Genomic DNA, 24,016 nt, shown 5'->3' with positions numbered 1-24,016 from the left:
GCGATTATCTAGCAGCCCGCGAGACAACGCATCAGGGTCAACGAAGTATTTATAGCGAAACCCCACGTTTTTTAGGCATTGAAGTCGTTTTTGATGCATTCACGTCTGTAACAGAAAGGTCACAGGGCCATCATTGACCAGATGCACCTGCATATCGGCGCCGAAACGCCCCGAAGCCACCTTGCCATGCAATTGTTGCGCTTGTAACAACAAGTGATCAAAAAGCGCCGCGCCCAGGGCCGGCGGTGCTGCCGTGCTGAAGCTTGGACGCAGCCCGCTTTTGGTATCCGCCGCCAGTGTGAACTGCGACACCAGCAGCAAGCCGCCGTCAATGTCCTTCAACGACAGGTTCATCTTGCCCTCGTCATCGCTGAACACCCTGTAGTTAAGCAGCTTGTGCAGCAATTTGTCGGCGCTTTGCGGGGTATCTGAAGGCTCGACCGCCACCAGCACCAGCAACCCCTGGTCAATGGCCCCTACCACTTCACCCGCCACTTCGACCCGGGCGCCACGCACCCGCTGCAGCAGGCCCTTCATGCTTCTTCTGGCGGCAGATCAAGCAGGCGCCGTGCCATCTCGCCGGTCGCACGCACCAGAGCATCGGTGATGCCGGGCTCGGACGCCGCATGCCCGGCTTCGCGGATCACTTGCAGCTCGCTGTTGGGCCAGGCCTGATGCAGCTCCCAGGCGTTATCCAGCGGGCAGATCATGTCGTAGCGACCGTGGATGATGACGCCAGGCAGATGGGCGATCTTGTGCATGTCGCGAATCAGCTGGTTGGGTTCAAGGAAGGAGTTGTTGGTGAAGTAGTGGCACTCGATACGCGCGATGGACAGCGCGCGCTGCGGTTCGGAGAACCGCTCCACATGCTGCGGGCTCGGGCACAGGCCGAGCATGCGCCCTTCCCAGCCGGACCAGGCCTTGGCTGCGTGCATCTGGGCAATCTGGTCGTTGCCGGTGAGACGCTTGTGGTAGGCCGCAATCATGTCGTGGCGCTCGTCCGCCGGGATCGGCGCGAGGTAGTCCTGCCAGTAATCGGGGAACAGGCGGCTGGCGCCTTCCTGATAGAACCAGTGAATGTCCTGCGGGCGCGCCAGGAAAATGCCGCGAACGATCAGCCCATGCACGCGCTCGGGGTGGGTTTGGGCGTAGGCCAGGGACAACGTCGAGCCCCATGAGCCGCCGAACAGTACCCATTTGTCGATGCCCAGGTGCTCACGAATGCGCTCAAGGTCGGCGACCAGGTCCCAGGTGGTGTTGTTTTCCAGGCTTGCGCGTGGGGTGGAGCGCCCGCAGCCGCGCTGGTCGAAGGTGACGATGCGGTACAGGTTCGGATCGAAGTAGCAGCGGCTTTGCGCATCGCAACCGGAGCCCGGGCCACCGTGGATGAACACCACGGGCAAGCCTTCGGGTGAGCCACTTTCATCGACATACAGGGTGTGGGTGTCATCGACAGCCAGATCGTGCCGAGCGTAGGGTTTGATCTGCGGGTACCAAGTCTGCATTGCGCGCTCCGTAGGGTGTCGGGTTCATCCCTGAGGGGACTTCTATTATTCTGCCGTCTGGCATCATAAACCCGAATTGTGCAATGAGCATGTCCTTGCGCAGGCAACGCTGTGAATACCCTCCAATGCGGGGCACTTAGCGCTGTCACGTCGCAAACTGGAGCCCCTGTGGCGAGCGGGCTTGCCCCGCGTTGGGGTGCGAAGCGCCCCCAATCCAGCAACACGCGGTGTACCTGATAAGGCTCAGCGCCTGGTTTTGGGGCTGCTGCGCAGCCCAACGCAGGACAAGCCTGCTCGCCACAGTGGATCTGTGGGTCAGTCAACATCAATGTTTGCTGGGCCGACGCCTTCGCGGGCAAGCCCGCTCCCACATTTGATCGCGTTCACACTCACCCATACCGGTCGGTTCTAACAGGCCGCCGCGCTTTTGCTTTTGATCTGAGGCGCCCCGTCGAACACGCTGGCCGAACGCAGGCTCACGCCCTTCCACAGGCGTTCTGTGTTGTGTCTATGCATAGCGCGCCCGGCCCCAGGCCAGCATCTGTTCAAGCAATTGCCTGAGCACCACACGCGTCGGTTCGGCCAGATCAGGGCGATAGCGGAATGGTTCGACCTCTTCCATATAGGTGCTCTGGCACAGCTCCAGTTGCACCGCGTGGATATTCTGCGCCGGATCGCCATAGTGGCGAGTGATATGGCCGCCCTTGAAGCGTCCGTTGAGCACATGGGTGTACTGCGGATGCCGAGCGCAAATAGCTTCCAATTGGCCGGCCAGCTGCGGGTCGCAGGCCGCCCCGTTGAAGGTGCCCAGATTGAAGTCGGGCAACTTGCCGTCGAACAGATGCGCGATTACCGAACGGATCGAGTGCGCGTCGAACAGCAGCGCATAGCCGAACTCGGCCTTGAGCCGCGCGAGCTCTTCCTGAAGTTGACGGTGGTACGGCCCCCAGATCTTTTGCAGGTAGCTCACCCGTTCCTCCTCAGAGGGCGCCAGCCCTTCGCGAAACAACGGCGCACCGTCGAACAGCGTCGCCGGGTACAGCCCCGTTGTTGCCCCCGCGTACAGCGGCTTGTCGTCCGACGGCCGGTTAAGGTCGATGACAAACCGTGAATATTCTGCCGACAACGTGCTGGCGCCCAGTTCCTCGGCAAAGTCATACAGCGTCGGGATGTGCCAGTCGGTGTCCGGCAGGCTTTGCGCCTCGGCGACCAATCCGGCCTCGACCGCAGGCGTGAGGCGCAGGCCAGCGTGGGGCATGCTGATCAGCAGCGGGGTGCGGCCTTGTTTGAAGTTCAGAACCTTATCCACAACCATGCTCCTTACACAGTAACGTCGACGCCGTGGCGCACCACGCGTTTGTCCAGTTCGCCGCCCAGCCAGTAGGCCAGGTCGGCGGGGCGATCAATCTGCCAGGCGACAAAATCAGCGACCTTGCCCACCTCCAGCGAACCATGGCTGTCGCCCATGCCCAGCGCGGTGGCCGCATGCAGGGTGGCGCCGGCCAGCGCTTCTTCCGGGGTCATGCGCAACAGGGTGCATGCCATATTGAGCATCAGCCGCAGCGACAGTGCTGGCGAGGTGCCGGGGTTAAGGTCACTGCCGATAGCGATCTTCACCCCATGTTTGCGCAGGGCATCCATCGGCGGCAACTGGGTTTCGCGCAGAAAATAGAACGCCCCCGGCAGCAGCACGGCGACGGTACCGGCGGCGGCCATGGCGATGGCGTCTTCTTCGGTCATGAATTCCAGGTGATCGGCCGACAGCGCGTGATAGCGCGCAGCCAGACTGGAACCGTGCAACGACGAGAGCTGCTCGGCATGCAGCTTGACCGGCAGGCCCAGTTGCCGGGCGACCTTGAACACGCGCTCCACTTGCTCCGTGGAAAATGCCAGGTATTCGCAGAACGCATCCACGGCGTCTACCAGGCCTTCTGCTGCCAGGGCCGGCAGCATTTCGTTGCAGATGTGGTCGATGTAGTCGTCGGCACGGTCCTTGTACTCCGGTGGCAACGCATGGGCGGCCAGGCAGGTGGCGCGCACGCTCACCGGCAGCGCGTCACCGAGGCGCCGGGCCACGCGCAGCATCTTGCGTTCGTTGGCCAAGTCCAGGCCGTAGCCGGACTTGATCTCCACTGTGGTCACGCCGTCTTTCAACAGGCTGCGCAGGCGCTTGTGGCCGCTGGCGAACAGCTCGTCTTCGCTGGCAGCACGCGTGGCGCGCACGGTGCTGGCAATGCCCCCGCCCTGAGCGGCGATCTCGGCATAGCTCACACCCTGAAGGCGCTGCTCGAATTCGCCGCTGCGGTTGCCGCCGAACACCGTGTGGGTATGGCAGTCGATCAGCCCGGGGGTGACCCAGGCGCCCTGCAGGTCATGCACCTGAGCGTAGTCAGCCACCGGCAACTGGCTACGCGGGCCGATCCATTCGATCAGCGAGTGGGCGGTGACCAAGGCGGCATCCTCGATGATCGAGTACTTGCCGTCAGCCATGGTTGCAACATGACAGTGTTGCCAAAGGGTTTTCATCCAACCTCCTCGTTACAGACTCGGCAGCAACGGCGCCGGCACCAGCTCATTGAGGCAGCGGCTGGCAAGCAGTTCGCTGGCGGCGATGATGTCCGGGGCAAAAAAACGATCCTTGTCATAAAACGCCACTTTATCGCGCAGCAAGCCTCGGGCCTGTTCAAGCACCGGCGAGGTTTTGAGGCCATCGCGCAGGTCCAGGCCCTGGCAGGCTGCCAGCCACTCCACGGCAAGGATACCTCGGGTGTTCTCGGCCATTTCCCACAGACGCTTGCCGGCCGCCGGGGCCATCGACACATGGTCTTCCTGGTTGGCGGAAGTGGGCAGGCTGTCGACGCTGTGGGGATGGGCCAGGGCCTTGTTTTCGCTGGCCAGCGCGGCAGCCGTGACCTGGGCGATCATGAAACCGGAGTTGACCCCGCCATTGCCCACCAGAAACGGCGGCAATTGCGACATGTGCTTGTCCATCATCAGCGAGATGCGCCGCTCGCTCAGCGCGCCGATTTCAGCCAGCGCCAGCGCCATGTTGTCGGCGGCCATCGCCACCGGCTCGGCGTGGAAGTTGCCACCGGAGATCACGTCGCCCTCGGCGGCGAACACCAGCGGGTTGTCCGACACAGCGTTGGCTTCGACCACCAGCACTTCGGCCGCCTGGCGCAACTGGGTCAGGCAGGCGCCCATCACTTGCGGCTGGCAGCGCAGGGAGTATGGGTCCTGCACCTTGTCGCAGTTCTGGTGCGACTGCGACACCTGGCTGCTGTCACCCAGCAGCGTCCGGTAGGCCGCCGCCGCATCGATCTGCCCACGCTGGCCGCGCGCGGCATGAATACGCGCGTCGAATGGCGAGCGCGAGCCCAGCACCGCCTCCACCGTGAGACCGCCGCAGACGAGGGCGCCGGCAAACAGGTCTTCGCCTTCGAACAGCCCACGCAAGGCATAGGCGGTGGACACCTGGGTGCCGTTGAGCAGCGCCAAACCTTCCTTGGCGGCGAGGGTCAGCGGCGTGAGGCCGGCGATTTTCAGCGCGTCCACGGTCGTCAGCCATTCGCCTTTGTAGCGCGCCTTGCCCTCGCCCAGCAGCACCAGAGACATGTGCGCCAAGGGCGCGAGGTCACCGGAGGCACCCACCGACCCCTTGAGCGGAATGTGCGGGTAGACCTCGGCGTTGATCAACGCAATCAGCGCGTCGATGACCTGACGACGGATCCCGGAAAAGCCACGGCTCAGGCTGTTGACCTTGAGCACCATGACCAGCCGCACCAATGCGTCGCTGATCGGCTCGCCGACGCCGGCGGCGTGGGACAGCACCAGTGAGCGCTGCAGGTTTTCCAGGTCTTCGCTGGCGATGCGGGTCGAGGCCAGCAGGCCGAACCCGGTGTTGATGCCGTAGGCGGTGCGGTTCTCGGCGAGAATCTGTTCCACGCAGGCGACGCTGGCTTCGATCTGGCTCGATGCACTGTCATCCAGGCTGAGGGTGACCGACTGCTGGTAGACGGTGCGCAGTTGGGCAAGGCTCAGTTGGCCTGGAATCAGATTGAGTGCAGTCACGTTGATGCTCCTTGTGAATTATTTTTTGATTTCAATACAAATTCGGCAATGCAGTGTCGGTGAGCACCCTGGCGGCGGCTTCAATGTCCGGCGCCAGCCAGCGGTCCTGCTCATACGCGGGGACGACCTCGCGCAGCAGACGCCAGGCGCGGTCGGTGCCTGCGCCGAAGCGTTGGTCCTTGAGAAACTCGAACGCCTGGGCGGCCAGCAGGTACTCAATGGCGAGAATCCGGGTCACGTTGGCCAGCAGTTGGTGCAACTTGAGCGCGGCGTTGGTGCCCAGGCTCAGGTGGTCTTCCTGCAGGCCCGAGGTAACGAAGTTGTCGAGCACCGCCGGTTGCGCCAGTTGCCGGTTCTGCCCGCACAGCGACGCAGCGACGTATTGCGCGATCATCATCCCCGAGTTCACCCCGGGGTCGCTCACCAGAAAGGCCGGCAGGCCGCTGACGTGCGGGTTGATCAGGCGGTCCAGGCGGCGCTCGGCCACCGCGCCGATTTCGGCCATGGCGATGGCGAGCAGGTCGGCGGCCATGGCCACGGACTGACCGTGGGGGTTGGCCTGGGACACCACGCGGTAATGGTCCGGCGTGCCAAGCAGCAGCGGGTTGTCGGTAGCGCCGTTGAGCTCGGTTTCGATCTGGCGGGTGGCGTGTTCCACCTGATCGCGCGAGGCACCGTGGATCTGCGGGATCGAGCGCAGGCTCAGGGCGTCCTGCGTGCGGATGCCCCTGCTCGCGGCGATCACCTCACTGCCGTCGAGCAGCGCGCGCAGGTTATGGCCGACGCGCTGCATGCCGGGGTGGCGCTTGAGGGCGAGGATCTCTTCGTCAAACGCATCGAGCTGGCCGCGCTGGGCCTCGAAGCTCATGGCGCCGATCACGTCGGCCCATTGCAGCAGATGATGCGCGTCAGCCAGGGCCAGGCAGCTCAGGCCGGTCATGCATGGCGTGCCGTTGACCAGGCACAGGCCGTCCTTTGCGCCGAGTATCACGGGCTGCAACCCTTCGGCTTTCAATGCGTCTTGCGCCGCAATGATCTGCCCGCGATAGCTCACGTCGCCAATCCCCAGCAAGGCTACGCCGACATGGGCCATATGGGTCAGGTAACCCACCGAACCCTGGGACGGCACTTGCGGGGTGATGCCGTGGTTGAGCAACGCCAGCAGCGCCTGCACCACCTGGCGATGCAGGCCGGAGTAGCCGTGGCTGTAGTTGATGATGGCGGCGCAGATGATCGCACGGGTCTGCTCGTCACTCAGTGCCGGGCCGACGCCGCAGGCGTGGCTCAGCAGGGTGTTGCGCGACAGCTGGCTGAGCTGCTCGCCCTCAAGCGACACGTTGCACAGCGCACCCAGCCCGGTGTTGACGCCATAGGCGCGCTCGCCGCTGGCGACGATGCGCTGCACGATGGCCTGGGCATTGTCGATGCGCGCCCAGGCCTGGTCAGAGAGTTCGAACACGGCGCCGTGGCGGGCGACGGCGACCACGTCCTGCCAGCGCAGGGGGGCGTCGGCGATGAGAATTGTTGCGAGCTGGGGCATCTTTGTACCTTCTTCAATTGCTTTGCAGCTTCACTGGCCTCATCGCAGGCAAGCCAGCTCCCACAGGGAAATGCATTCCAAATGTGTGGGCTGGCTTGCCTGCGATGAGGCCGGCCGGCTCACTACAAAACCCTGATCAGACCACCGCCGCCCGTCGCTGAACGAACCGGTCTACATACTCATCCGCCGGCGAGTGCAGAATCTCGCGCGGCGTACCCACCTGGATCAGCTTGCCGTCCTTGAGGATCGCAATGCGGTTGCCGATGCGCACGGCCTCGTCCAGGTCATGGGTGATGAACACGATGGTCTTGTGCAGGGTCTTTTGCAGCTCGATCAACTGGTCCTGCATCTCGGCGCGGATCAGCGGGTCGAGGGCGCTGAAGGCTTCGTCCATCAGGATGATGTCGGTGTCGGCCGCCAACGCGCGGGCCAGGCCGACGCGCTGGCGCATGCCACCGGAAAGCTGGTGCGGGTATTTGTTTTCGTAGCCCTTGAGGCCTACGGTTTCGATCCAGTGCAGGGCACGCTCGGCACACACTTGTTTGGTTTCGCCGCGCACCTTGAGGCCATAGGCAACGTTGTCGAGCACGCTCTTGTGCGGCAGCAGGCCGAAGCTCTGGAACACCATGCTGATTTTGTGCCGACGCAATTGGCGCAGGGCATCCATGTCCAGTTGCAGAATGTCTTCACCGTCCACCAGGATCGCGCCGCTGGTGGGGTCGATCAGGCGGTTGAAGTGGCGCACCAGGGTCGACTTGCCGGAACCCGACAACCCCATGATCACAAAGATCTCACCGGTGGCGATGCTCAGGGACAGGTCATTCACGCCGACCACGCAACCGGTTTCGGCCAGCACCTCATCCTTGGTCTTGCCCTGGCCGATCATGGCCAGCGCGTCTTTGGATCGATTGCCGAAAATCTTGAATACGTTCCTGACTTCAATTTTGCTGACGGTACTCATTTGCTCGCCTCATGCCGTGGACGACCATAGGCCTGGGTAATGCGGTCGATGACCACCGCGAGAATCACAATCGCAAGGCCGGCTTCAAGACCACGGCCAACGTTGAGGGTCTGGATGCCGACCAATACGTCTTCACCCAAGCCACGGGCGCCGATCATCGAGGCGATTACCACCATCGACAACGCCATCATGGTGGTCTGGTTGATACCGGCCATGATGCTCGGCAGGGCCAGCGGCAATTGCACGCCGAACAGTTGCTGCCAGCGGTTGGCGCCAAAGGCGTTGATGGCTTCCATCACTTCGCGGTCAACCTGGCGAATGCCCAGGTCAGTGAGGCGAATCAGCGGCGGCGCGGCGTAGATCACCGTGGCGAAAATCGCCGGCACCTTGCCCAGGCCGAACAGCATCAGCACCGGGATCAGGTACACGAAGCTGGGCATGGTCTGCATGATGTCGAGCAGCGGCATCAGCACCGCACGCAGGCGATTGCTGCGCGCCGACAGGATGCCCAGCGGAATGCCGATGAACACCGAGATCACCGTGGCCACCATCATCAGCGCCAGGGTTTGCATCAGCTTGTCCCACAGGCCCACGGCGCCCACCAGAAACAGCAAACCGACGATCACGGCGGTGGTGACTACCTTGCGCGTGGCGTGCCAGGCAATGGCGCCGACAATCGCCAGCATCAGCCACCAGGGCGCGGCGCGCAGCAGACCTTCCAGGTTGACGATGGCCCACAGCAGGGTGTCGGAGATGTGCCGGAACACATCGCCGTAGTGGGTGACCAATGAGTCCACCCAACCGTTGACCCAGTCGGCGATGGAAAACGTAAAACTCTCGGGAAACATAGCGTGCTCTCGGTCCAATGGGTTGTGGCCGGGCGCCCGGCCAGCCCTTCAGGGTAGCCGGACGCGCTTGACCTACAAGGCCGCGTCGATTTTTTTGGCGGCCTCGTCGCTGACCCAGGCGTGCCAGACCTCAGGATGTTCCTTGAGGAATATTTTCGCCAGTTTCGGCGATTCGATACGTTCCTTGGCCATGCGACCCAGGTTCTGGTTGAGCAGGTCGATGGGCAGGTTGACCTTTTCCAGCACGGCCACCAGTTCCGGCGCCTGCTCGTGGAATGCCTTGGACAGGCCGACCTTGATGCTCACGCTTTTATCCACGCCGGGTTTTTCCTGCAGCTTGACCAGGTCGACCTGACCCATCAGCGGCGTCGGCGACCAGTAGTAGAACAGGATCGGCTCGCCACGCTTGTAGCTCGACAGCACCGCCGCATCCAGCGCCGGGCCGGTGCCTGGGCGGAAGTTGGTGTAGGTGCTCTCCAGACCGTAGCTTTTCAGCATTTCGCTGTTGTCCAGCTCACAGGTCCAGCCGGCCGGGCAGTTGTAGAAGCGGCCCTTGGACGGCTCTTCCTGGTCCTTGAACACTGAGGCGTACTTGGCGAGATCCGCGATGTTCTTCAGGTCCGGCGCCTTGGCGGCGAGCTTGCGCTTGGCGTCGCCTTCGATCACGTAACGCGGCACGTACCAGCCCTCGATCGCACCGACGATAGGCGCGCCAACGCCCACGACCTTGCCGGCCTTCTCGGCCTTGTTCCAGACTTCGCTGCGGCCCACCCACTCTTCGGCGAATACCTGAATGTCGTTACTGCTCAGGGCGTTTTCCATGGTGATGGAGTTGCCCGGCAGGCTGTCGGTTTTGCAGTCGTAGCCTTTTTCCAGCACGGTTTGCAGGATGTCGGTCAGCAACATGCCGCTTTCCCAATTGAGGCCTGCGAACTTCACCGGCTTGCCGGATTCGCACCAACCGGCAGCCTGGGCGCCGGCGCTTGCCAAGAACAGAGTGGCCAGCAGGGTCTTATGTATTTTCATTGTGGTGACGCTCCCAATCTTGAAATGGATGACGGCAGTCAGTAGGCGTCCTGCCCTGTCCACGTCCCATCAGGCCTGTGCAACCGGCCTGGTTATTATTGGCGCAGCGCCCTGCTCTGGCGGCAGGATCAGGTGGTCAGGTACAGCGCTGTGCCATTTTTTTGCGCACAGGTAATACAGGCCGGCGGGCAGCACCAGGCCGATGATCCAGGAGATATCCACGTCACCGAGGGCGGCCACCAGCGGCCCGGTGTAGAACTTGGTGGAGATGAACGGCAACTGCACCAGCACGCCAAATACATAGACGCTGATGCCCAGCAGGTTCCAACGCCCGTAGCGTCCGTTCGGATCGGCCAGGGCCGGCACGTCATAGCGCTCGCGGGTGATGCAGTAATAGTCGACCAGGTTGATCGCGCTCCACGGCGTGAAGAACGCCAGCAGAAACAGGATGAACGACTTGAACGCACCGAGGAACGAGTGCTGGCCGAGCAGCGCGATCAGGGTTGCCGCGCCGACGATGACCAGCACGAACCCAAGACGCTGCCAGCGCGTGACGTCGAGACGACCGCGAAAACCGCTGATGATGGTCGCGATGCACATGAAGCTGCCGTAGGAGTTCAGGGTGGAAATCGTGACCTTGCCGAACGCGATGCTGAAATACAGCAACGCAGCGGTGGCCCCCGTGCCGCCCAGGCCGACGATGTAGGCCACTTCGTGACCGGCGAATTGCCCGTTGGACAACGCGGCGGCGAACACACCGAGGATCATCGCCACCTGCGCGCCAATCACCGAACCGGCACCGGCGGCGAGGAAGGTTTTCAGTGAGGACGTACGGCTCGGCAGGTAGCGTGAGTAGTCCGCCACGTAAGGGCCGAACGCGATCTGCCATGAGGCCGCGAGCGACACCGCCAGCAGGAAACTGCTCCAGCTGAAGTGTCGGATTTGCAGGAGCGCGCCAATGTCGGCCTGGCTCATCAGACGGCTGAACAGATAGACAAACGCCATCACCCCAATGACGCTGGCGACGCGGCCGATAAAATGGATCACCCGGTAGCCGAGTACCGTGACCAGCACGATGACACTGGCGAACATCAGGATACCGGTGCTGTCACTGACGCCGAACAGCTGGCCCAGTGCCTGGCCGGACAACACGGTGCCGGTGGCGGTGAAGCCCAGGTACATCAGGCACACCAGCACAATCGGGATGGCCGCGCCGTATACCCCGAACTGCACACGACTGGAGATCATCTGCGGCAGGCCGAGCTTGGGCCCTTGTGCCGCATGCAGGGCCATGACGCCACCGCCGATCAGCTGGCCGATCAACAGACCGATCAACGACCAGAACACATCACCGCCCAACACCACGGCCAGGGCCCCGGTGACGATAGCAGTGATCTGCAGGTTGGCACCGAGCCACAGGGTGAACTGGCTCAAGAGACGACCGTGTCTTTCTGCTTCCGGAATGTAGTCGATCGAACGTTTTTCGATCAGCGGTGGGGTGTCGTTTGCCGCCATGTGGGTTCAACCTCTGATGGAGTGTTGGGTACTAAAACCGCTCATCTTTGGGAGCCAGCTCCCACAAAAGCTCTTCCACATTGCCTATTTGATCATCGGGAGATTGAGGCCCTGCTCCCTGGCGCAGTCGATCGCGATCTGGTAACCGGCGTCCGCATGCCGCATCACCCCGGTGGCCGGGTCGTTGTGCAATACCCGCGCGATGCGTTCGGCCGCTTCATCGGTGCCGTCGCAGACGATGACCATGCCCGAATGCTGAGAGAAGCCCATGCCCACGCCGCCGCCGTGGTGCAGCGAGACCCAGGTCGCGCCGCTCGCGGTGTTGAGCAAGGCGTTGAGCAGCGGCCAGTCGGACACGGCATCGGAGCCGTCCTGCATGGATTCGGTTTCGCGGTTGGGGCTGGCCACGGAGCCTGAGTCCAGGTGGTCGCGGCCGATCACCACCGGGGCCGACAGCTCGCCGCTGCGCACCATTTCGTTGAACGCCAGGCCCAGCTTGGCGCGCTGGCCCAAACCAACCCAGCAGATACGCGCCGGCAAGCCCTGGAAGCTGATGCGTTCGCGCGCCATGTCCAGCCAGTTGTGCAGGTGGGCGTCGTCCGGGATCAGCGCTTTGACTTTGGCGTCGGTCTTGTAGATGTCCTGCGGGTCGCCCGACAGCGCGGCCCAACGGAACGGGCCGATGCCACGGCAGAACAGCGGGCGGATATAGGCCGGCACGAAGCCCGGGAAATCGAAGGCGTTTTCCACGCCCACTTCCTGCGCCATCTGACGGATGTTGTTGCCGTAGTCGAAGGTCGGGATGCCCTGCTTCTGGAATTCGAGCATGGCTTTGACATGCACGGCCATCGACTGCTTGGCGGCCTGAATCACGACGGCCGGCTCGGTTTTGGCGCGGGCGCGGTATTCGTCCCAGCTCCAGCCGGCCGGCAGGTAGCCGTTGAGCGGGTCGTGGGCGCTGGTCTGGTCCGTGACCATGTCCGGGCGCACGCCGCGCTTGACCAGCTCCGGCAGGATTTCTGCCGCGTTGCCCAGCAGGGCGATGGAGATGGCTTTGCCTTCCTGGGTGTATTTGGCGATACGGGCCAGGGCGTCGTCGAGGTCGGTGGCTTGCTCGTCGACATAACGACTGGCCAGGCGGAAATCGATGCTGACCTGCTGGCATTCGATGTTCAGCGAGCATGCACCGGCCAGGGTGGCTGCCAAGGGTTGCGCGCCGCCCATGCCGCCAAGACCGGCGGTGAGTACCCAGCGGCCCTTGAGGTTCGAATCGTAATGCTGGCGACCCGCTTCGACGAAGGTTTCGTAGGTACCCTGGACGATGCCCTGGCTGCCGATGTAGATCCAGCTGCCGGCGGTCATCTGGCCGTACATGGCCAGGCCCTTGGCATCCAGCTCGTTGAAGTGTTCCCAACTGGCCCAGTGGGGTACCAGGTTGGAGTTGGCAATGAGCACGCGCGGCGCGTTGCTGTGGGTTTTGAACACGCCGACCGGCTTGCCCGATTGCACCAGCAGGGTTTCGTCATCATTCAGATGGGTAAGGCTTTCGACGATCTGGTCGTAGCATTCCCAATTGCGCGCCGCACGGCCAATGCCGCCGTACACCACCAGTTCTTTCGGGTTCTCGGCCACTTGCGGGTCAAGGTTATTCATCAACATGCGCAGCGGCGCTTCGGTCAGCCAGCTTTTGGCAGTGAGCTTGTTACCGCGGGCGGCACGGATTTCGACGTCACGGTACTGGGTAGGCTTGGTCACAACACTGACTCCTCGGCGATCGATGCGCGAACAGGCGTGTGGGAAGAAGAGTCCTACACACACCTTTACTTGTATGTACAAGCATATGCAATCGAGCGGCCAACTCGGTGAGTCAGTCATGGGGAATTTTTTTTGAGTACACGGGAGCCTTGCGAATTAAGGCTTTGGGGGCTTTTTGAAATTTCCCGGGTGGGTGTTTTTAACGAGGGCGAAACACTGGAGCTGCATCACGCTGGGGCATTCGGTAACAAATTGGTGCGCCGTTTTGTAAACACCGCAGAGAAAATGTGAAAGGGGGCTTGCTCCCGATGGCGGTGTGTCAGTCAGCCCATTTGGCAATGACCCACTGCTATCGGGAGCAAGCCCCTCCCACATGTTTAACCGCGCGCGGTCAGTTCGATAATGCAGCTACGGCCTGCCACGGAAATATCCAGCAAGCCGGTATTACCCTCCACTTGCAGGCAGTCGTGATGACCCAGCTTCTGGTTCAGCACCTTCACTTCATCCGCCACGCTGAACACCAGCACCGTCTGCGCCGTGCTGAAAAACCGCTGCAAGCCGTCCACCCACTGCAAACGCGCGTGATAACGCTGGGGCGAATAGATCAGGTTGAAATCGCGAATCGGTCCGGTGATCAGGCGACAGGACACCTCGCTGTCGCCACTGAAGGCGAAGGGTTGCAGCGGCAGCAGGCCGCGCTGCTCTTGGCCGTCCACGGTCAGCACCATACCTGCGCCCTTGATCACGGTGATGATGCGCTGGTAGCCGGCGAAGGTGGAGAACCCGCCCGACTCGGCAATGTCGGCAATCGACAGGCGCCAGCCAAACCCATCGAGGCCTTCGCCTGCGTCACGGGTGATTTCTTCGGTGCTGCCGCCGCCATTCTTCCAGGGCATGCGCACGTAGTCGGTGGCGCGCCAGACAGAGACTTCACTCATTTGCTGAAACGCCCTTCGAGGCTGTGCCGGGAACCGGGGTGGATCAAGCGCGCGGCAGTTACCGGCTGACGGCCCGACCAGGTGCGTCGGCGAATCAACAGGCAGGGTTCGCTCGGCTCGATCTGCAGCAGTTTGCACTCGGCGGCGTCAGCAAGAATTGCTTCGACCACATGCTCGCCTTCGGTAAGCGGCGCCACCTGGTTGAGGTACGCGTAGGGCGTTTGCTGGGTGAAGTCCTGCTGCAGGTAGTCCGGCGCGACTGCGGCGTTGACGAAACGGTCTTCAATTTGCACAGGAATGTCGTTTTCGTAGTGCACGATCAGCGAGTGAAACACCCGCCCGCCTTCACGCATTTCCAGGGCAACGGCGCGCTCGGAACCGGCAGCCTCTTCGCACAGGTGGATGACCTGGCAGGTGTGACGATGGCCGCGCGAGGCGATCTCATCGGCAATGTTGTGCACTTCGAACAGTGCCGACTGGCTCTTGGGTTCAGCGACGAATGTGCCCACGCCCTGCATGCGCACCAGCAACCCTTCGGCGGTGAGTTCGCGCAGGGCGCGGTTGATGGTCATGCGGCTGAAGCCTAACTGGCTGACCAGTTCGCTTTCCGACGGCACGCGGTAATGGGGCGGCCAGTTGCCGGTGAGAATCTGCTGGCTGATCATCTGTTTGACGCGGGCATACAAGGGCGCCGGACTTTCGTCCATGTGGGCAGCCAGCGAAGACTTGGCAGGCGGAGTCGGCACAGGGAATCCTTGCAGGGAAAAAGAAGCATAGATTGCCGGAGTTTACCGAGCAGGCAAACGTCTGTATATGTATATACAAATAAACACACGACCGGAGTCTTCTGATCATGTCCGCATTCTTTGCCGAACGCGCACTGCTGCCTGATGGATGGGCCAACGATGTACGCCTTGAGGTGGGCACCGACGGCCTGTTGACTCGGGTCGAGGCCAATGCCGATGCACAGAGTGCCGAGCGGCTCAGAGGCCCGCTGTTGGCCGGCATGCCGAACCTGCATTCCCATGCTTTCCAGCGCGCCATGGCCGGCCTGGCGGAGGTGGCGGGCAACCCGAATGACAGTTTCTGGACCTGGCGCGAGCTGATGTACCGCATGGTTGGCAAGATCAGCCCGGACCAGTTGCAGGTGATCGCACGCCAGCTGTACATCGAAATGCTCAAGGCCGGCTACACCTCGGTGGCCGAGTTTCATTACGTGCATCACGATGTCAGCGGTCAGCCCTATGCCGATCGCGCCGAGTTGTCGCGGCAGATCAGTCAGGCAGCAGCCGCCAGCGGTATTGGCCTGACGCTGTTGCCAGTGCTCTACACCCACTCGGGGTTTGGTGCCAAGGCGCCGAACGAGGGACAGCGGCGGTTTATCAACAGCACGGACAGCTACCTGGAGCTGCAGGCCCGCTTGCGACCGATCCTGGCAGCGCAACCGGCGCAGCAACTGGGCCTGTGTTTCCACTCGCTGCGCGCGGTCACCCCGCAGCAGATCCACGACGTGCTGGCGGCCGGCGACAAGGCGTGCCCCGTGCATATCCACATCGCCGAGCAACAGAAAGAAGTCGACGATTGCCAGGCCTGGAGCGGCAAGCGTCCTCTGCAATGGCTGTATGACAACGTTGAGGTCGATGAGCGCTGGTGTCTGGTGCACGCCACCCACGCCGATGCGGACGAAGTCGCGCGCATGGCCAGGAGCCGCGCGATTGCGGGGCTGTGCCTGACCACCGAGGCAAACCTGGGCGACGGGATTTTTCCGGCGGTGGATTTTCTTGCCCAGGATGGGCGCATGGGGATCGGCTCCGACAGCCATGTGTCGCTGAGCGTGGTGGAGGAATTGCGCTGGCTGGAATATGGCCAGCGGTTGCGTGACCAACGGCGCAATCGCCTGTATCGCCGCGATCAGCCGATGGTCGGCCGCACGTTATTCGATGCCGCGCTGGACGGTGGGGCTCAGGCGCTGGGACAGCCGATTGGTCGATTGGAAGTGGGCAGGCGGGCGGACTGGATCGTGCTGGACGGTCATGATCCTTACCTGGCCACGGCGAGCGAGGATGGGATTCTCAATCGCTGGCTGTTCGCCGGGGGGGATCGACAGGTGCGCGATGTGCTGGTGAACGGCAAGTGGGTGGTGCGCGACGGGCATCATGCCGACGAAGAGCAAAGCGCCAGGGCGTTCACGCAGGTGCTGAGAACTTTACTCGGATAAAAAATGTGGGAGGGGGCTTGCTCCCGATGGCGGCGTGTCAGTCATGAATAAGCGACTGACGCACTGCTATCGGGAGCAAGCCCCCTCCCACATTGGGTTCAGGGGTGTTATTGAGAGGTCTTGGCCATCTGCTTGTCCGAGGTGCGGAAGATCAGACGCGTGGTGTCATAGCCCTGTTGCCGCGCCCTGCTGAGCAGGTCCTCACGGGTGTCGGCGCTCACCGTTGGTGTACGCGACAGGATCCACATGTAACGACGGCTCGGACTGCCGACGATAGCGGTCTTGTAGTCATCGCTGACGTACAGCACCCAATAGTCGCCCTTGGCAACGCCCGGCAGCAGCGCGGTGAACCAGTTATTGAATTCCACCCAGAGCTTGTCGGTCTTGCCCGGCACTTGCGGTGTGGCGGTGCCCTTGGCTTCTTCCCACTTCCACTCGGTGGTCAGGCAGCGGTTGAACACCGACATGTCGCCATCCGGCAGCAGGCTGTAGCGGGCTTCCGACTGGGCGCAGTTGCGCTGGAAGTACATCGGCAATCGGGCCAGCTCGTACCAGGTGCCCTGGTAGCGCTTGAGATTGACGTTGTTCGCCGTCTTGGGTTGCAGATCATCGCCAGAATGGCTGGCGCAGCCCGCCAAAAACAGGCTGGCGCAAAGAAACAAAACAAAACGCATCATTCTTCTTCTCCCGCAGGCTTGCGCCCCGGTTTACTTCAGGCCTTGCCCGGAAAACAACACAACCTTGTCACCGGCATATTGAACGCTGATAAAGCTGTTCTTATCGCCCCAGGTGCAGCTGGACATACCCAGTGCGCCGGAACAGTCAGTTGGCTTACCCAGCAGCGACTCCACCTCGGCCTTGGGCATCCCGGCCGACAACTTCGCGAAATTCTCTTGATTGACCTTGCTGCAAGCGGCGAGCAGCACGCAAAAAGTCAGCAAGGCGAGACGACGTAACGACATGGATAAACTCCTGGAGGGACGAAGCAGCATGGGTGTCTGCCAGAAGCTTAGAAGGGAAAAGGGGGGTCTGGTTCCCGACACGCAAAAACAAAAAAAGCCCCGAAAACGCTGAAACGTTTCGGGGCTTCTTCAAGGGTGATCCGCCTCACAACATGGCGGATTGCTTATCGCCCGTGCTTACTTCTTGTGATACGCCGTCACACGCTCAACTTCTTCCTTCGAACCCAAAAACACCGCCACACGCTGGTGCAGGCCTTCAGGCTGAATGTCGAGGATGCGCTGGTGGCCGTCGGTGGACGCACCGCCGGCCTGCTCGACCAGGAACGACATCGGGTTGGCTTCGTACATCAGGCGCAGCTTGCCCGGCTTGGAAGGCTCGCGGCTGTCGCGCGGATACATGAACAGGCCGCCACGGGTGAGGATACGGTGCACGTCGGCCACCATCGCAGCCACCCAGCGCATGTTGAAGTTTTTCTTCAACGGGCCTTCTTCGCCGGCCATCAGCTCGCCAACATAGCGGGTCACCGGTTCTTCCCAGTGACGCTGGTTGGACATGTTGATCGCGAATTCCTGAGTGGATGCAGGAATGGTGATGTCTTCGTGGGTGAGTACGAAGCTGCCCATTTCGCGGTCCAGGGTGAAGCCTTTTACGCCGTCGCCCAAGGTGAGCACCAGCATGGTCTGTGGGCCGTAGATCGCGTAGCCGGCGGCAACCTGCTCGGTGCCTGGCTGCAGGAAAGCCTTTTCGTTCAGCGCTTCGTTCTGGCTCAGGTATTCGTTAGGGCAACGCAATACCGAGAAGATGGTGCCGACCGGTGCGTTGATGTCGATGTTGGACGAGCCGTCCAATGGGTCGAATACCAGCAGGTAGGCGCCCTTCGGGTATTTGCCCGGGATCTGGTAGGCATTGTCCATTTCCTCGGACGCCATGCCGGCCAGGTGACCGCCCCATTCGTTGGCTTCGAGCAGGATCTCGTTGGAGATCACGTCGAGCTTCTTCTGCACTTCGCCCTGCACGTTTTCAGTGCCCATGCTGCCCAGGACACCGCCCAATGCGCCTTTGGACACGGCGTGGCTGATTTCCTTGCAGGCACGCGCCACCACTTCGATAAGGAAGCGCAGATCGGCAGGCGTGTTATTGCTGCGGGTCTGCTCGATCAAATAGCGACTCAAGGTAACGCGGGACATGTAAGGCTCCGGACAATGGGGGGCTGAAAACCCGCGCAGTTTAGCGCGAGTCGGGGCTTAAATCCTCTCATCAGAGGATTTAACGCCAATAGAGTTCACGCAAAGCAGCACCGTGCTGCAGGAGCGAGCAAGCTCGCTCCTGCAAGGTCAGTCCAGGGCCTTCCAGATCTCGGTCGCGTACTCGCGAATTGTCCGGTCGGACGAGAACCACCCCATGCGCGCAGTGTTGAGCACCGCCGAACGCCACCACGCCTTGGAGTCGTGCCAATGCGCTTCGACCCGTGCCTGGGCGTCCCAGTAGGAATCGAAGTCGGCGCACACCAGGAAGCGGTCGTAGTCGATCAGCCCGTCGATCAGGCCCACGTAGCGGCCCGGATCATCCGGCGAGAACACCCCGCCGCGAATCGCCTGCAGCACATCGTTGAGGCGATGGGACGCAGCGATGTCCGGCCCGGCACTGAACTCACCGGCGTGCTTGCGGGCTTCCACCTGTTGCGCGCTGAGGCCGAAGATGAACATGTGCTCGGCACCGACCTGCTCGTGCATCTCCACGTTCGCGCCGTCCATGGTGCCGATGGTGAGCGCGCCGTTGAGGCCGAACTTCATGTTACTGGTGCCCGAGGCCTCGAAGCCTGCGGTGGAAATCTGCTCCGACAAGTCCGCCGCCGGGATGATGCTTTCCGCCAGGCTTACGTTGTAGTTGGGCAGGAACACCACCTTGAGCAGACCGCGGACGGTCGGGTCGTTGTTCACGGTGCGCGCAATGTCGTTGGTGAGCTTGATGATCAGCTTGGCCTGGTGATAACTCGCCGCCGCCTTGCCGGCGAAGATCTTCACCCGTGGCACCCAGTCAGTGCCCGGCTCGGCACGGATCGCCTGGTACAGCGCCACGGTGTGCAGCAGGTTCAGCAGTTGGCGCTTGTACTCGTGGATACGCTTGACCTGTACATCGAACATCGCCGCCGGGTTGACCGAAATGCCCAGGCGCTCATGGATAATCTCGGCCAGCGCACGCTTGCTGTGCAGGCGCTGATCGGCGAAGGCTTTGCGGAAGGCCTGTTTCTCGGCGAAGGTTTCAAGCTCCGTCAGGCGGGTTTCCATGGTGTCGAGAATGTCCGGCCCCAGCGCGTCCACCAGCATCTGCGTGAGCTTGGGGTTGGCCTGGTACAGCCAGCGGCGGAAGGTGATGCCGTTGGTTTTGTTGTTGATGCGCTCCGGGTAGAGCTTGTGCAGTTCGCTGAACACGGTGCTGCGCATCAACTGGGTGTGCAGGCCGGACACGCCGTTGACGCTGTGGGAACCGAGGAACGCCAGGTTACCCATGCGCACGCGTCGGCCATTGTCTTCTTCGATCAGCGAAACGGCACGCAGCACGTCGAAGTCGTGGATGCCTTTGGCGCGCAGCGAGTCGATGTGCTGGGCGTTGATCAGGTAGATGATCTGCATGTGGCGGGGCAGCATGCGTTCCATCAAACCGACCGGCCAGGTTTCCAGGGCTTCGGGCAACAAGGTGTGGTTGGTGTAGGAAAGCGTTTCGACGGTCACGTCCCACGCGGCTTCCCAGGGAATGTCGTGCAGGTCCACCAGTTGACGCATCAGCTCGGCCACGGCAATGGACGGGTGAGTGTCATTGAGCTGGATCGCCGCGTGCTCGCCCAGGCTCAGTACCGAGCCGTGCATGTTCTTGTGACGGCGCAGCAGATCCTGCAAGGAGGCGGAGACGAAGAAGTACTCCTGGCGCAGGCGCAGCTCTTGCCCGGCTTCGGTGCTGTCGGCCGGGTAAAGTACGCGGGAGATACTTTCGGCGCGGGCCACTTCGGCGACGGCGCCCAGGTGGTCACCGGCGTTGAAGCGCTCCAGGTGCAAGTCCTCCACGGCGCGCGCACGCCACAGGCGCAGGGTGTTGACGCTGGCGCCGCGCCAGCCGACCACCGGCGTGTCGTAGGCCACCGCGCGTACGGTTTCGCCCGGCGTCCACACCTGGATCATTTTGCCGGACGCATCCGGCAGGGTTTCGACGCTACCGCCAAAACCGATCGGGTAAATCACTTCGGCCCGCTCGAATTCCCACGGGTTGCCGAAATCCAGCCAGCGTTCGGTCTGCTCCTGTTGCCAGCCATCGACAATCGCCTGGCGGAACAAGCCGTGCTCGTAGCGGATGCCGTAACCGTGCCCGGCAATGCCGAGGGTGGACATGCTTTCCATGAAGCACGCGGCCAGACGCCCAAGGCCACCGTTGCCGAGCGCCGCATCGGGCTCCAGCAGACGAATGCGCTCAAGGTCGACGCCCAGCTCAGCCAGTGCGTCCCGCGCGATCTCCAGCACGCCCAGGTTGCTCAGGCTGTCGTAGAGCAAGCGGCCGATAAGAAATTCCAGAGAGAGGTAATACACCCGCTTCTGACCTTTGCGGTAGATACGCCGGGTGTGGTCCATCCAGTGTTCGACCATCTGGTCGCGGGCGGCCAGGGCAATGGCTTCGAACCAGTCGTGGTCGAAGGCGTGATCCGGGTCCTTGCCCACCGCATAGGTGAGTTTGGTCAAGACGGCATCGCGAAATGCGGCTACCTCTGCTTCTCGTGCAAGTGGTTCCTGAGACATCAATTGCGACCTCGGGCGAGATAGAAGGAGTTGCTAGAGCCTAGACCGTCTGACAGACGGTAGCGGCTGCGGTTCGTCAGTTTTTTAACTCATTCACCGTTTGGTGAATTTGATGCAGGCGCCGTGCCCGCTTTTGGCCCAGGCGTGCCTTTTGGCCGAAACCCGCAAAATATTGTTCAAAAAACCACCAATCCCGGTATGATCGCGCGCCCTGCTACCGCCCCACCCTGGAACCCTGATGAAGCCTCAACTGATCGCCGCCGCGGAACTCGACCGTCTAGAGACCTGGCAGAAATATTCCGCCCACATGTGCGGCGGCTGCGTGTCCAGCTGCTGCACGCTGCCGGTGGAGGTGAAGATCAAGGACCTGATCCGCATTGGCATCGTCGACGAATTCGAGCGCGGTGACCCGCCGAAGAACATCGCCAAGCGGTTGCAGAAGGAAGGCATCGTGGAGCGCTTCAATTCCAAATCGGAAATCTTCACCCTGCAACGCATGAGCAACAACGATTGCCTGTACCTGGATCGTAAGACGCGCTTCTGCACTATTTATGACAAGCGCCCGGATACCTGCCGCAACCACCCGAAAATCGGGCCGCGGCCAGGGTATTGCGCGTATAAGCCGAAAGAAGTGGTGCGCGAGACTAATTTCAAGACCCTCGACAAGTTCTGATCCAAAAGCCGATTCCCTGTGTCCTGCGGGCTTGCCCCAATGCCATTCAGTTAAGCGCAGATTCCCTGTGGCGAGCAGGCTTGTCCTGCGTTGGGCTGCGCAGCAGCCCCCAATAAGGCCGCCGCATTCTCCCAGACAAACCGCGGCGCCAGGTTTTAGGGCCGCTTCGCAGCCCAACGCGGGGCAAGCCCGCTCGCCACAACAATCTATGGTCACTCCCACACCCGGCCAGGGCTAAGCTTTCACAGGGTGTTGGGAGTGACCATCTCATTGGCCTGCTGCCCACAACAAGCCTGATCATCACAACAGCCCAGCACAAAATGCAGGCATAAAAAAACGCCCCCGGCCTTTCGACCGGGGGCGTTTTTATTCAGCCTGAGTTAACTCAGTTCTTGGATTTCTTGGCAGCGCGGGTACGCTCGCCTTCGTCCAGGATCTTCTTACGCAGACGGATCGACTTAGGCGTGACTTCGCACAGCTCGTCGTCCTGGATGAATTCCAGGGCCTGTTCCAGGGTGAAGCGAACAGGTGGGACCAGAGCGATGGTTTCGTCTTTACCCGAAGCACGCATGTTGTCGAGCTTCTTGCCTTTGGTTGGGTTGACGCCCATGTCGTTGTCACGGCTGTTCAGACCAACGATCTGACCGTTGTAGATCTCTTGACCGTGTTCAACGAACAGCTTGCCACGCGCCTGGAGGGTTTCCAGCGAGTAGGTCAGCGCCTTGCCGGTTTCTACCGATACCAGTACACCGTTCTGACGGCCGGACATGTCGCCGGACTTCATGGTGTCGTAGCGATCGAAGATCGAGGTCAGGATGCCAGCACCGTTGGTCAGGGTCAGGAACTGGTTACGGAAACCGATCAGACCACGCGCAGGGATGTTGTATTCCAGACGTACACGGCCCTTGCCATCCGGCACCATGTTGGTCAGGTCGCCCTTACGCAGGCCCATCTCTTCCATGACCTTGCCCTGGGATTCTTCCGGGGTGTCGATGGTGACGTTTTCGAAAGGTTCCTGCTTCACGCCGTCAACCTGACGGATGATCACTTCCGGACGACCCACGCCCATTTCGAAGCCTTCGCGACGCATGGTTTCGATCAGTACCGAGAGGTGCAGCTCACCACGGCCGGAGACTTTGAACTTGTCAGCCGAGTCGCCTTCTTCAACGCGCAGTGCAACGTTGTACAGCAGCTCTTTGTCCAGACGCTCCTTGATGTTACGGGAGGTCACGAACTTGCCTTCCTTGCCGCAGAAAGGCGAGTCGTTCACCTGGAAGGTCATCGAAACGGTTGGCTCGTCAACGGTCAGAGGCTTCATCGCCTCGACGGTGTCCGGCTGGCACAGGGTGTCGGAAATGAACAGCGAGTCCATACCGCTCACGCAGACGATGTCGCCGGCGAAAGCTTCTTCAACGTCTACGCGGTGCAGACCGTGGTGACCCATCAGCTTCAGGATACGACCGTTACGCTTTTTGCCGTCGGCGCCGATAGCCACAACCGGGGTGTTCGGCTTGACGCTGCCGCGAGCGATACGGCCAACGCCGATAACACCCAGGAAGCTGTTGTAGTCCAGTGCAGAGATCTGCATCTGGAACGCGCCTTCACGGTCAACTTTCGGCGCGGGTACGTTGTCGACGATCGACTGGTACAGCGGGGTCATGTCTTCAGCCATGTCGGTGTGGTCAAGACCAGCAATACCGTTCAGGGCCGAGGCGTAGATGACTTGGAAGTCCAGCTGTTCTTCGGTGGCACCCAGGTTGTCGAACAGGTCGAAGATCTGGTCCAGAACCCAATCCGGACGCGCGCCTGGACGGTCAACCTTGTTGATGCACACGATCGGACGCAGGCCGGCTTCGAAGGCCTTCTTGGTCACGAAACGGGTTTGCGGCATAGGACCGTCTTGAGCGTCAACCAGCAGCAGCACGGAGTCAACCATCGACATCACGCGTTCCACTTCGCCGCCGAAGTCGGCGTGGCCCGGGGTGTCCACGATGTTGATGTGGTAGCCGTTCCAGTTGATGGCGGTGTTTTTCGCCAGGATGGTAATACCGCGCTCTTTTTCCTGGTCGTTGGAGTCCATCACGCGCTCGTCGTTGAGCTCGTTGCGCTCCAGGGTGCCGGATTGACGCAGGAGTTTGTCTACCAGGGTGGTTTTACCGTGGTCAACGTGAGCAATGATGGCGATGTTACGTAGATTTTCGATCACTTGTGTATCTCG

General features: G+C 61.7%; 20 protein-coding genes. 2 read left to right on the top strand and 18 right to left on the bottom strand.

Annotated elements, in window-relative coordinates:
- Nucleotides 1-99: 99 nt before the first annotated feature.
- From dtd to hutC, 13 genes are all read right to left on the bottom strand, one after another.
- Nucleotides 100-537 carry a D-aminoacyl-tRNA deacylase gene (gene dtd, locus TU75_RS05800; RefSeq protein WP_015373560.1) on the bottom strand — a complete coding sequence of 146 codons (438 nt, stop codon included), beginning with the start codon at nucleotides 535-537 and terminating at the stop codon, nucleotides 100-102.
- Nucleotides 534-1,505 carry a prolyl aminopeptidase gene (gene pip / locus TU75_RS05795; protein ID WP_003237417.1) on the bottom strand — a complete coding sequence of 324 codons (972 nt, stop codon included), beginning with the start codon at nucleotides 1,503-1,505 and terminating at the stop codon, nucleotides 534-536. The genes dtd and pip overlap by 4 nt, the downstream gene beginning before the upstream one ends.
- 508 nt (nucleotides 1,506-2,013) lie before the next feature.
- Entirely contained in the window at nucleotides 2,014-2,814 is an 801-nt protein-coding gene (gene hutG / locus TU75_RS05790; RefSeq protein WP_015373558.1) for an N-formylglutamate deformylase, read from the bottom strand.
- Between the two features lie 11 nt (nucleotides 2,815-2,825).
- On the bottom strand, nucleotides 2,826-4,031 hold the full coding sequence (hutI, locus tag TU75_RS05785) for an imidazolonepropionase (protein ID WP_060548414.1): 1,206 nt from the start codon (nucleotides 4,029-4,031) through the stop codon (nucleotides 2,826-2,828).
- 12 nt (nucleotides 4,032-4,043) lie between these two features.
- A complete protein-coding gene (gene hutH / locus TU75_RS05780; protein ID WP_060548413.1) occupies nucleotides 4,044-5,576 on the bottom strand; it encodes a histidine ammonia-lyase in 1,533 nt (510 codons plus the stop codon).
- A gap of 31 nt (nucleotides 5,577-5,607) precedes the next feature.
- The gene (locus tag TU75_RS05775; protein WP_060548412.1) at nucleotides 5,608-7,116 is read right to left on the bottom strand and encodes an HAL/PAL/TAL family ammonia-lyase; all 1,509 of its coding nucleotides are present in this window, start codon (nucleotides 7,114-7,116) and stop codon (nucleotides 5,608-5,610) included.
- Nucleotides 7,117-7,252: 136 nt separating this feature from the next.
- Nucleotides 7,253-8,077, bottom strand: coding sequence for a quaternary amine ABC transporter ATP-binding protein (locus tag TU75_RS05770; RefSeq protein WP_015373554.1), 825 nt, complete (start codon nucleotides 8,075-8,077; stop codon nucleotides 7,253-7,255).
- The gene (locus TU75_RS05765; protein WP_060548411.1) at nucleotides 8,074-8,925 is read right to left on the bottom strand and encodes an ABC transporter permease; all 852 of its coding nucleotides are present in this window, start codon (nucleotides 8,923-8,925) and stop codon (nucleotides 8,074-8,076) included. Before TU75_RS05765 ends, TU75_RS05770 begins: the two co-directional genes overlap by 4 nt.
- A 72-nt stretch (nucleotides 8,926-8,997) precedes the next feature.
- Nucleotides 8,998-9,951 carry an ABC transporter substrate-binding protein gene (locus TU75_RS05760; RefSeq protein WP_015373552.1) on the bottom strand — a complete coding sequence of 318 codons (954 nt, stop codon included), beginning with the start codon at nucleotides 9,949-9,951 and terminating at the stop codon, nucleotides 8,998-9,000.
- A 69-nt stretch (nucleotides 9,952-10,020) separates the two neighbouring features.
- On the bottom strand, nucleotides 10,021-11,466 hold the full coding sequence (locus tag TU75_RS05755; RefSeq protein WP_060548410.1) for a purine-cytosine permease family protein: 1,446 nt from the start codon (nucleotides 11,464-11,466) through the stop codon (nucleotides 10,021-10,023).
- An 84-nt stretch (nucleotides 11,467-11,550) separates the two neighbouring features.
- The gene (hutU, locus tag TU75_RS05750; protein WP_015373550.1) at nucleotides 11,551-13,221 is read right to left on the bottom strand and encodes a urocanate hydratase; all 1,671 of its coding nucleotides are present in this window, start codon (nucleotides 13,219-13,221) and stop codon (nucleotides 11,551-11,553) included.
- 377 nt (nucleotides 13,222-13,598) lie between these two features.
- A complete protein-coding gene (locus tag TU75_RS05745) occupies nucleotides 13,599-14,159 on the bottom strand; it encodes a HutD/Ves family protein (RefSeq protein ID WP_060548409.1) in 561 nt (186 codons plus the stop codon).
- A complete protein-coding gene (hutC, locus tag TU75_RS05740; protein ID WP_169895309.1) occupies nucleotides 14,156-14,866 on the bottom strand; it encodes a histidine utilization transcriptional repressor HutC in 711 nt (236 codons plus the stop codon). Before hutC ends, TU75_RS05745 begins: the two co-directional genes overlap by 4 nt.
- Nucleotides 14,867-15,012: 146 nt before the next feature.
- Between hutC and TU75_RS05735 the strand changes: the two genes are divergently transcribed.
- On the top strand, nucleotides 15,013-16,377 hold the full coding sequence (locus tag TU75_RS05735) for a formimidoylglutamate deiminase (RefSeq protein ID WP_060548408.1): 1,365 nt from the start codon (nucleotides 15,013-15,015) through the stop codon (nucleotides 16,375-16,377).
- A 107-nt stretch (nucleotides 16,378-16,484) separates the two neighbouring features.
- On the opposite strand, the gene TU75_RS05730 is transcribed toward TU75_RS05735, so the two are convergent.
- From TU75_RS05730 to TU75_RS05715, 4 genes are all read right to left on the bottom strand, one after another.
- Nucleotides 16,485-17,054, bottom strand: coding sequence for a lipocalin family protein (locus tag TU75_RS05730; protein WP_003237456.1), 570 nt, complete (start codon nucleotides 17,052-17,054; stop codon nucleotides 16,485-16,487).
- Between the two features lie 30 nt (nucleotides 17,055-17,084).
- On the bottom strand, nucleotides 17,085-17,339 hold the full coding sequence (locus tag TU75_RS05725; protein WP_003237458.1) for a lipoprotein: 255 nt from the start codon (nucleotides 17,337-17,339) through the stop codon (nucleotides 17,085-17,087).
- Nucleotides 17,340-17,516: 177 nt separating this feature from the next.
- A complete protein-coding gene (locus TU75_RS05720; protein ID WP_003237460.1) occupies nucleotides 17,517-18,527 on the bottom strand; it encodes a class 1 fructose-bisphosphatase in 1,011 nt (336 codons plus the stop codon).
- A 147-nt stretch (nucleotides 18,528-18,674) separates the two neighbouring features.
- The gene (locus TU75_RS05715) at nucleotides 18,675-21,125 is read right to left on the bottom strand and encodes a glycogen/starch/alpha-glucan phosphorylase (RefSeq protein ID WP_003237462.1); all 2,451 of its coding nucleotides are present in this window, start codon (nucleotides 21,123-21,125) and stop codon (nucleotides 18,675-18,677) included.
- A gap of 238 nt (nucleotides 21,126-21,363) precedes the next feature.
- Here TU75_RS05715 and TU75_RS05710 point away from each other — a divergent pair, with 238 nt between their 5' ends.
- A complete protein-coding gene (locus TU75_RS05710) occupies nucleotides 21,364-21,798 on the top strand; it encodes a YkgJ family cysteine cluster protein (RefSeq protein WP_003237464.1) in 435 nt (144 codons plus the stop codon).
- 385 nt (nucleotides 21,799-22,183) lie between these two features.
- Here TU75_RS05710 and typA read toward each other — a convergent pair whose 3' ends face one another.
- The gene (typA, locus tag TU75_RS05705; protein WP_003237466.1) at nucleotides 22,184-24,004 is read right to left on the bottom strand and encodes a translational GTPase TypA; all 1,821 of its coding nucleotides are present in this window, start codon (nucleotides 24,002-24,004) and stop codon (nucleotides 22,184-22,186) included.
- Nucleotides 24,005-24,016 lie beyond the last annotated feature (12 nt).

Origin of the sequence: Pseudomonas poae (genome assembly GCF_001439785.1) — a bacterium.
GTDB lineage: Bacteria > Pseudomonadota > Gammaproteobacteria > Pseudomonadales > Pseudomonadaceae > Aquipseudomonas > Aquipseudomonas poae.
The sequence above is the reverse complement of the archived record's forward strand: the minus strand, read 5'-3'. Positions and strand labels throughout refer to the sequence as shown.

Coding starts and splice junctions, on each gene's coding strand:
- dtd (WP_015373560.1), bottom strand. CDS start 537: ATGAAGGGCCTGCTGCAGCGGGTGCGTGGCGCCCGGGTCGAAGTGGCG.
- pip (WP_003237417.1), bottom strand. CDS start 1,505: ATGCAGACTTGGTACCCGCAGATCAAACCCTACGCTCGGCACGATCTG.
- hutI (WP_060548414.1), bottom strand. CDS start 4,031: ATGAAAACCCTTTGGCAACACTGTCATGTTGCAACCATGGCTGACGGC.
- TU75_RS05775 (WP_060548412.1), bottom strand. CDS start 7,116: ATGCCCCAGCTCGCAACAATTCTCATCGCCGACGCCCCCCTGCGCTGG.
- TU75_RS05770 (WP_015373554.1), bottom strand. CDS start 8,077: ATGAGTACCGTCAGCAAAATTGAAGTCAGGAACGTATTCAAGATTTTC.
- TU75_RS05765 (WP_060548411.1), bottom strand. CDS start 8,925: ATGTTTCCCGAGAGTTTTACGTTTTCCATCGCCGACTGGGTCAACGGT.
- TU75_RS05760 (WP_015373552.1), bottom strand. CDS start 9,951: ATGAAAATACATAAGACCCTGCTGGCCACTCTGTTCTTGGCAAGCGCC.
- TU75_RS05755 (WP_060548410.1), bottom strand. CDS start 11,466: ATGGCGGCAAACGACACCCCACCGCTGATCGAAAAACGTTCGATCGAC.
- TU75_RS05745 (WP_060548409.1), bottom strand. CDS start 14,159: ATGAGTGAAGTCTCTGTCTGGCGCGCCACCGACTACGTGCGCATGCCC.
- hutC (WP_169895309.1), bottom strand. CDS start 14,866: ATGGACGAAAGTCCGGCGCCCTTGTATGCCCGCGTCAAACAGATGATC.
- TU75_RS05735 (WP_060548408.1), top strand. CDS start 15,013: ATGTCCGCATTCTTTGCCGAACGCGCACTGCTGCCTGATGGATGGGCC.
- TU75_RS05730 (WP_003237456.1), bottom strand. CDS start 17,054: ATGATGCGTTTTGTTTTGTTTCTTTGCGCCAGCCTGTTTTTGGCGGGC.
- TU75_RS05725 (WP_003237458.1), bottom strand. CDS start 17,339: ATGTCGTTACGTCGTCTCGCCTTGCTGACTTTTTGCGTGCTGCTCGCC.
- TU75_RS05720 (WP_003237460.1), bottom strand. CDS start 18,527: ATGTCCCGCGTTACCTTGAGTCGCTATTTGATCGAGCAGACCCGCAGC.
- TU75_RS05715 (WP_003237462.1), bottom strand. CDS start 21,125: ATGTCTCAGGAACCACTTGCACGAGAAGCAGAGGTAGCCGCATTTCGC.
- TU75_RS05710 (WP_003237464.1), top strand. CDS start 21,364: ATGAAGCCTCAACTGATCGCCGCCGCGGAACTCGACCGTCTAGAGACC.